This window comes from Bradyrhizobium sp., assembly GCF_030693485.1.
Taxonomy (GTDB): domain Bacteria; phylum Pseudomonadota; class Alphaproteobacteria; order Rhizobiales; family Xanthobacteraceae; genus Bradyrhizobium.
In genome coordinates, this window is record NZ_JAUYAN010000199.1 from 1 (window position 1) to 7,445 (window position 7,445).

The following is a 7,445-nucleotide window of genomic DNA, read 5'->3' on the forward strand; positions in this document are numbered from 1 at the left end:
GGTTGGAATAGCTCTCCCGGCGGATTTCGCCATCGGTGACGATATCGATGCCGGCGCGCTCCATGTCCCTGATGGCGACGATGGTGGCGTCGTCCTGCGCCTCCTCCAGATGCTCCTGCGGCAGCCGCCACATCGCGTGCAGGCGGGTGCGCGGCACCACCTTCGACAGCATGGCGCGGTCGACCAGCCATTCCGGCTGCGGGTAGCTGCCGACCACCGTGGTCGGCAGCAGATGTTTCGGCAAGTTCACGATGCAAACCGCCGCACCAGATCCGGCGTAATCTCGCCGATGCTGCGGATGCCGAGCAATGCCAGATCGCGATTGATCTCGTCAATCAGCAGGGTCAGCGCGCGCTGCACCCCGGCTTCGCCGCCGGCCACCGCGGCGTAGAGCAGCGGACGCCCGACGAAGACGAACCGGGCGCCGAGCGCCAGCGCCTTGATCACATCGGTGCCGCGCCGGATGCCGCCGTCCAGCATCACGGTCATGCCGCCGGCTTCGGCCGCGATCTCCGGCAGCGTGCGCAGCGCCGATACGGTGAAGTCGAGCTGGCGGCCGGCGTGATTGGAGAGGATGACGCCATCGACGCCGCTTTCGCGGGCGATGCGCGCATCCGCGGGCGAGATCAGGCCCTTGACCACCAGCTTGCCCTTCCAGCGGCGGCGGATCAGTTCGACATGCTTCCAGGCGAGCTGGTCGCGATGGCCGATGTTGCGCATCAGGTTCTTGGCCAGCACCGGCGGTCCGCGCTTGGCGTCCATGTTCTCGAAATGCGGCATGCCGTGGTTGACAAGCGTGCGTGCCCAGACGCCGAACAGCCAGTGCGGATGGGTCACGGTGTCCCACGCGACGCGCGGCGTGATCGCCAGCGGGACCTGAAACCCGTTGCGGATATTGTTCTCGCGGTTGGGCGGCACCGGCACATCGGCGGTCACGACGAAGGTGTCGTAGCCGGCGGCGGCGACGCGGTCGACCAGCGGCTCGATGCGCGAAGGCTCGCCGGCGAGGTAGGCCTGATACCAGGCATCGGGATTTTCCCGCCGCACATCCTCCAGCGTGATCAGCGACGAGGCGCTGAGGATCATCGGCAGGTTCATCGCCGCGGCCGCGCGGGTCAGCACGATATCGCCGCGATAGGCGCACAGCGCCGACGAGCCCATCGGCGGAATGCCGAACGGCGCCGCATAGGTCTTGCCGAAAAGCGTGGTGGTATGCTCGCGGCCGGAGACGTCGTTCAACACCCGCGGCACGAAGCCGTATTCCTCGAAGGCGCGGCGGTTGTCGCGCACCGAGGCGTCGGTCTCGGCGCCTCCAGAGATATAGCCATAGAGAAATTTCGGCAGCCGGCGCCGGGCGGTGGCTTCAAAGTCGTCGAGCGCGAGGTAACGCCGCAAGGCGCGGGGAACGGCGCTGCTTGCGCGTTGTACCGTGGGCGGCGGCGGGGCGATGGGGGCGGTCTTGTCGTGCACGTTGGCGAGCCTTCTTCCGGGGATATTGGCCATGATGGTGAGACAGCGCGGCACGACGGTCAAGCGCCGCCGCGGGCGCCTCGGTCCTAGCGTCGGGCCGGAGGGCGGCCGCCGGGTCTCTGGTCGGACTTGTTGATGGACGCGCTGAGGTCCTGCAGCATGCGGCGGGCGTCGGTCAGCGCGACGGCGCTGCGCTTGTCGAAGCTCTGGATCAGTTCGCGAAGCGAGATCACGGTCGGCAACAGGTCGCCGCCATATTTGGCACTGCCGACGTTGGCCAGGAATTTCTGGGTCTGGCCAAGGCCGTCGTCGATGCCTGTCATGACGTCGTTGGCGGCGTCCACGATGTCGGTGATCCGTCGGCCGTTGCCTGCGAGGCTCGCCGTAAAGGTCTCGAAGTTCAGCAGCGTATCCTTCACCGCCGCTTCATTGTCCTTGATGATCTTGTCGATGTTGCGCAACGCCACCCGGATCTTCCCCTGGGTGTCCAGCAGCGCGTCCGGGTCGGCCGTCAGCACCGGCACGCCGTCCTTGTCCAGCGGAACCGGAGCGCCGTCGATGGCGCCGCCGGTCAGCGAGATCGCCGCCACGCCGGTCAGTCCCTGAAATTCGAGCCCGGCCTCGGTGTCCTTGCGGACCGGAGCGGTGTTGTCGATCATCGCCAGCGCCACCACCCGGCGTGGATTGTCCAGCGTCAGCGAAACCACCTCGCCGACCCGGACCCCGTTCAGATTGACGCCGCCGCCCTTGCTGAGGCCGGATGCGGAGCCTTCGAACACCACCCGAAGCGGGACCCGTCCCTGGACGCCGGTGTACTTCCGGATGCCGAGAAACGCGCCGAATCCCCCGGCGATCAGCGCCAGGGTCAACGATCCGATCAACATGCTGCTCGCCCGCGGTTTCATGTCCGGTATCCAGCTGCAAACAGCATCAATGGATAGCGCAATTGCCGCGTCCAGTCACCGTTTTCCGGGCGGGCAATGGTCAGCCCGCGGTCGCGGGCTTGCGCGACGCGACGAAAACACCTGTCAGCACCAGCGCGAAGCCGATGACATGGAACAGCCGCGGATGCTCGCCGAGAAAGACGATGGCCATCGCGGCGCCGAACAGCGGGATGACGTGAAAGAACGCGGCCGCGCGGTTGGCGCCGATCAGGTGGACGCCGCGATTGAAGCACAGATAGGCCAGCGTCGAGGGGAACACCGCGACATAGAACAGCGTCAGCAGGTTGGCGGTGTCGAACTGCATCATCGGCCGGGTCATGAGTTCCCAGATCAGCAGGGGAACCAAAGCGGCGGCGCCGCAGCCGAAGGTGAATCCGACAAACGAAAGGCCGTGGATCTGCGGACGCTTGAAGGTCAGTGTCGAGTACAGTCCGAAGATCAGGAGCGCGGCGACGAAGATGACATCGCCGATATTGAACTCGATGTTCTTCAGCGTCGTCAGATCGCCCTGCAGCAGGATGACGAGCACGCCCGTCAGCGATACCGCGAGCCCGCCGGCCTGCGCCAGCGTCAGCCGGATGCCGAGCAGCAGCAGCGACCATATCGCGACGAACAGCGGCCCTGCCGACTGCAGCAACAGCGTGTTCAGCGCCTGGGTGTGCTCGAGCGCCCAGTATTGCATGGTGTTGAAGGCGCTGATTCCGGTGACGGAAAGAATCACCATGGTGCCGAGCCGGCCGCGGATCGCGCCCCAGTCGCGCACCAGATGCTTCCAGGCGAACGGCAGGATGATGAGAAACGCCATCGACCAGCGCAGGAACGACAGGGTGACCGGCGGAATATGCCCGGCGGCGAGCCGGCCGACGATGGCGTTGCCGGCCCAGCACAGCGCGGTGATGGACAGCAGCAGATAAGGCTGGTTGGCGATCCAGTTCCCGGAAGGGGCGGCGCCTGACGTGTGGTCCGAAGCGGACATTCTCTGGGCTCGGTTCATGGCGCCGCGCCCGGCCCGGTGAGGAACCGGGCCGGAATGTTTACCCGGCAGGCCTCACAGACACGGGTTTTGGCTGGCTATCAATGGCGGAAGACGCATCGCGACCATGCGGGAGTTGGCCTGTTTACACCGCCAGCGCGTGCGCGACGGCGCCCGCGGCGATGGCGGCGTCATTAGGATCGATTTCGATCTGCAATCCGCGCTGCCCGCCATTGACGAACACGGTCAGGTGGCTCAGCGCCGTCAATTCGATCGCCACCGGCACGCGCTTTTTCTGCCCGAACGGACTTATGCCGCCGACATGATAGCCGGTCAGCCGTTCGGCATCGGCCGGGCGCATCATGTTCGCCGCCTTGCCGTCGAAGGCCGCCGCGAGCTTCTTCATGCTGACTTCGCAATCCGCCGGTACCACCACGCAGACCGGCTTGCCGTCGACCTCGGCCATCAGGGTCTTCAGCACGCGGTTGGGGTCGACGCCGAGCGCCTCGGCGGCCTGCAGCCCGGTGCTTTCGACACTGGAATCGTAGACATAGGTGTGCAGCTTGAAGGCGCAGCCGACCTTGCGCAGCGCAAGGGTCGCAGGCGTGGTCTTCGACATGATGCCATTGCTCCGACGTCACGAGGCGGAGTCCAGATAGCACGCCCGGACGTAGCCGGGCCAGCGCCACCAGATCGCCCTGTCGTGTTGCGATGGCGCAAGGTCGTCTGCGGAAGGGCGGTTAGGGTGACGGCATGAATGAATCGTCCGACCAGCCAGCCCGCAGCCTGCCCGTGCGCCTGTGGAGCCGGCTCGGTCCCGGCCTCGTCACGGGTGCCGCCGATGACGATCCCAGCGGCATTGCCACCCACAGCCAGATCGGCGCGCAGTTCGGCTTCGCCCTGGCGTGGACTTTCGTGCTCAGTTTCCCGCTGATGGTCGTGATCCAGGAGATCGCGGCCCAGATCGGCCGCGTCACCGGACGAGGCATCGCGCATAATCTGCGGCGGCATTATCCGCGCTGGCTGTTGCGGCTGGTAGTGACGCTGCTGCTGGTCGCCAACATCATCAACCTCGGCGCCGATCTAGGCGCCATGGGCGCGGCACTGGCGCTGCTGATCGGCGGGCCGGATCAACTCTACACTCTGCTGTTCGGCGTGGTCTGTATCGTGCTTGAGGTCTGGCTCAGCTATCCGCGCTATGCCGCGGTGCTGAAATGGACCACGCTGTCGCTGTTCTCCTATGTCGCTGTGGTGTTCGTGGCCGATGTGCCATGGGCGACGGCGCTGAAATCGCTGGTCGTCCCGGCCATGGATTTCAACGGCGCCTCCGCGATGGCGATGGTGGCGATCCTCGGCACCACGATCAGCCCCTATCTGTTTTTCTGGCAGGCGGGGCAGGAGGTCGAGGAGCAGCACCGCCATCACGCCAAGCCGCTCTGCGTCTCGCCGAAGACCGCTGGACCCGAGCTCGCCCGCATCCGTCTCGACACCATCGTCGGCATGGGCTTCAGTTCGCTGGTGTCGCTGGCGATCGTGTTCGCGACCGCGGCGACGCTGCATGGCCACGGCATCACCGATATCGCGACCTCGGCGCAGGCCGCCGAGGCGCTGCGTCCGATCGCCGGCGAATTCGCCTTTGCGCTGTTCGCCATCGGCATCATCGGCACCGGGCTTTTGGCGGTGCCGGTGCTGGCGGGGTCGGCGGCCTATGCGGTCAGCGAGGTATTCGGCTGGGCCGAAAGTCTCGACGCCAGACCGAACGACGCCCGCGCCTTCTATGCGACGATCGCGGTCGCCACGCTGCTGGGTGCCGCGCTCAATTTCGTCGGGCTCGATCCGGTGCGGGCGCTGTATTGGGCGGCCGTGGTCAACGGCGTGCTGGCTGCTCCGCTGATGGCGGTCATGATGCTGATCGTGCGCAATCCGAAGGTGATGGGGCGGCTGACGGTGTCGCGCGCCATGGCGATCTGGGGCTGGACCGCGACTGCCGTAATGGCTCTGGCCTCGCTGGCGTTCTTTGTGGCGCATTAGAATGAGCCGGACTCCGCGGCCCGGACGCTGCCCTCGCGCCGCCACAAATTTTCAGGGGATATCAATGGGTTGGAGAACCTCCAACCCGGTCAAAAGGCCCCGTTCTTGCTTGCTTCGATAGCCTGCATCCTTTATCCGATGCTATGCCTCGCATGCGAGCGGCCCCGGCCGTGATTTAGGCTGGGCGCATGATCCGGAAGATTGGGGACGATTTTCCGAACCGATCAATCTCGGACCGAAACCGTTGCAGAGGGATATGTTTCGAAATGGCCAATGTCGTCGTCGTCGGCGCCCAGTGGGGCGACGAAGGGAAGGGCAAGATCGTCGACTGGTTGTCGGAGCAGGCCGACATCGTCGTGCGCTTCCAGGGCGGCCACAATGCCGGCCATACCCTCGTCATCAACGGCATCACCTACAAGCTGGCGCTGCTGCCCTCCGGCGTGCTGCGGCCCTCGAAGCTGGCGGTGATCGGCAACGGCGTGGTGTTCGACCCGCAGGCCTTCCTCGACGAGGTGACCCGGCTGAGGGGCCAGGGCGTCGCCATCAGCCCGGACAATCTGCGCGTCGCCGAGAACGTCACGCTGATCCTGCCGCTGCATCGCGAACTCGATGCGCTCCGGGAATCGTCCAACGCCCTGACCGCGATCGGCACCACCAGGCGCGGCATCGGCCCGGCCTATGAAGACAAGGTCGGCCGCCGCGCCATCCGGCTGATGGATCTGGCCGACCTCGACACCCTGCCGCACAAGATCGACCGCCTGCTGGCGCACCACAACGCGTTGCGCCGCGGCCTGCAGCTGGAGGAAATCGACGGCGGCGGCATCCTTCGGGAATTGAGCGCGCTGGCGCCGCAGCTTTTGCCCTACGCCGAGACGGTGTGGCGGCTGCTCGACCTCAAGCGCCGCGAGGGCAAGCGCATCCTGTTCGAGGGCGCGCAAGGCGCCTTGCTGGACGTCGACCACGGCACCTATCCCTACGTCACCTCGTCCAACACCGTGGCGGCGCAGGCGGCGACCGGCACCGGCATGGGCCCGAGCTCGGTCGGATATGTCCTGGGGATCTGCAAGGCCTATACGACCCGGGTCGGCCAGGGCCCGTTCCCGACCGAGCAGGACAACGAGATCGGACGCAGGATCGGCGAGCGCGGCCGCGAGTTCGGTACCAATACCGGCCGGCCGCGGCGCTGCGGCTGGTTCGACGCGGTACTGGTGCGCCAGACGGTGCGGACCTGCGGCATCCACGGGCTGGCCCTGACCAAGCTCGACATTCTCGACGGCTTCGACTCGATCGAGGTCTGCACCGGCTATACGCTGGACGGCAAGGAAATCGACCATCTGCCGGCCGGCGAGGGCGCGCAGGCCCGGATCAAGCCGGTTTACGAGACCATCGAGGGCTGGAAGGAACCGACCGCCAATGCCCGCTCCTGGGCGGATTTGCCGGCGCAGGCCATCAAATATGTCCGCCGGGTCGAGGAACTGGTGGGTTGCCCCATCGCATTGCTTTCCACCAGCCCGGAACGCGAGGATACTATTCTGGTTCAGAACCCGTTCGAGGCTTAACGAGATGTTACCGGAAGGCCTGCAATGTGAAGGCCTGCAATGTTGAGACGATATGGCTGATTACTACCCGCTGATCGCCCGCGCCATTGCCGGCCTGGACCCCAGTGCCCCCGGCGAGAGCCGGCGTGCGCTGTATGAGCGGGCCCGCGCCGCGCTGATCGCGCAGTTGCGCAGCGTGCAGCCTCCGCTCAGCGAATCCGAAATCACCCGCGAGCGGCTGTCGCTGGAAGAGGCCGTTCGCAAGGTCGAATCCGAAGCCGCCCAGCGCGCCCGCGACGCTTCGCGCTCCGGCGACGCCTCGCGCGGCGGCGCCCGTGCCGGCGATTCCTTCCGCGCCACCACCAGGCCCCCGGGACGGCCGGGCGAGCCGGCGCCGCCGGCTGCAGCGCAGCCTCAGGCAACTCCGCCTCCGGCGCGTCCGCGTCCGCCGTCACCGCCGCCGCCCGCACGCAACGACCGTCCGCCGCT

At 66.6% G+C, this 7,445-nt stretch carries 6 protein-coding genes and 2 pseudogenes; 3 read left to right on the forward strand and 5 right to left on the reverse strand.

The annotated features are described in order from the left end of the window. The 5 genes and pseudogenes from Q8N40_RS14775 to ybaK form a co-directional block, all read right to left on the reverse strand. Window positions 1-250, reverse strand: a pseudogene (locus tag Q8N40_RS14775) (5-methyltetrahydropteroyltriglutamate--homocysteine methyltransferase); the annotation flags it as partial. After that, window positions 247-1,533 (reverse strand): alpha-hydroxy acid oxidase, encoded by a 1,287-nt coding sequence (locus Q8N40_RS14780; protein WP_371135710.1) that lies wholly within the window; start codon window positions 1,531-1,533, stop codon window positions 247-249. The gene Q8N40_RS14780 and the pseudogene Q8N40_RS14775, both read right to left, overlap by 4 nt. A gap of 23 nt (window positions 1,534-1,556) precedes the next feature. Continuing rightward, on the reverse strand, window positions 1,557-2,375 hold the full coding sequence (locus Q8N40_RS14785) for an MlaD family protein (RefSeq protein ID WP_305712339.1): 819 nt from the start codon (window positions 2,373-2,375) through the stop codon (window positions 1,557-1,559). Window positions 2,376-2,454: 79 nt separating this feature from the next. Next, window positions 2,455-3,390: a DMT family transporter gene (locus tag Q8N40_RS14790; RefSeq protein ID WP_305712340.1), complete on the reverse strand. Its 936-nt coding sequence runs from the start codon at window positions 3,388-3,390 to the stop codon at window positions 2,455-2,457. Window positions 3,391-3,532: 142 nt separating this feature from the next. After that, the gene (gene ybaK, locus Q8N40_RS14795; RefSeq protein WP_305712341.1) at window positions 3,533-4,006 is read right to left on the reverse strand and encodes a Cys-tRNA(Pro) deacylase; all 474 of its coding nucleotides are present in this window, start codon (window positions 4,004-4,006) and stop codon (window positions 3,533-3,535) included. A gap of 134 nt (window positions 4,007-4,140) precedes the next feature. Here ybaK and Q8N40_RS14800 point away from each other — a divergent pair, with 134 nt between their 5' ends. From Q8N40_RS14800 to Q8N40_RS14810, 3 genes and pseudogenes are all read left to right on the forward strand, one after another. Beyond that, the gene (locus tag Q8N40_RS14800; RefSeq protein ID WP_305319936.1) at window positions 4,141-5,418 is read left to right on the forward strand and encodes an NRAMP family divalent metal transporter; all 1,278 of its coding nucleotides are present in this window, start codon (window positions 4,141-4,143) and stop codon (window positions 5,416-5,418) included. A gap of 266 nt (window positions 5,419-5,684) precedes the next feature. Beyond that, window positions 5,685-6,977, forward strand: coding sequence for an adenylosuccinate synthase (locus tag Q8N40_RS14805; RefSeq protein ID WP_305712342.1), 1,293 nt, complete (start codon window positions 5,685-5,687; stop codon window positions 6,975-6,977). Between the two features lie 52 nt (window positions 6,978-7,029). Next, window positions 7,030-7,445: pseudogene (locus Q8N40_RS14810) on the forward strand (hypothetical protein); the annotation flags it as partial.

What these genes read in the sequence shown, in the direction of transcription:
- Q8N40_RS14785 (WP_305712339.1), bottom strand. Translation starts at nt 2,375, where the DNA reads ATGAAACCGCGGGCGAGCAGCATGTTGATCGGATCGTTGACCCTGGCG.
- Q8N40_RS14790 (WP_305712340.1), bottom strand. Translation starts at nt 3,390, where the DNA reads ATGTCCGCTTCGGACCACACGTCAGGCGCCGCCCCTTCCGGGAACTGG.
- ybaK (WP_305712341.1), bottom strand. Translation starts at nt 4,006, where the DNA reads ATGTCGAAGACCACGCCTGCGACCCTTGCGCTGCGCAAGGTCGGCTGC.
- Q8N40_RS14800 (WP_305319936.1), top strand. Translation starts at nt 4,141, where the DNA reads ATGAATGAATCGTCCGACCAGCCAGCCCGCAGCCTGCCCGTGCGCCTG.
- Q8N40_RS14805 (WP_305712342.1), top strand. Translation starts at nt 5,685, where the DNA reads ATGGCCAATGTCGTCGTCGTCGGCGCCCAGTGGGGCGACGAAGGGAAG.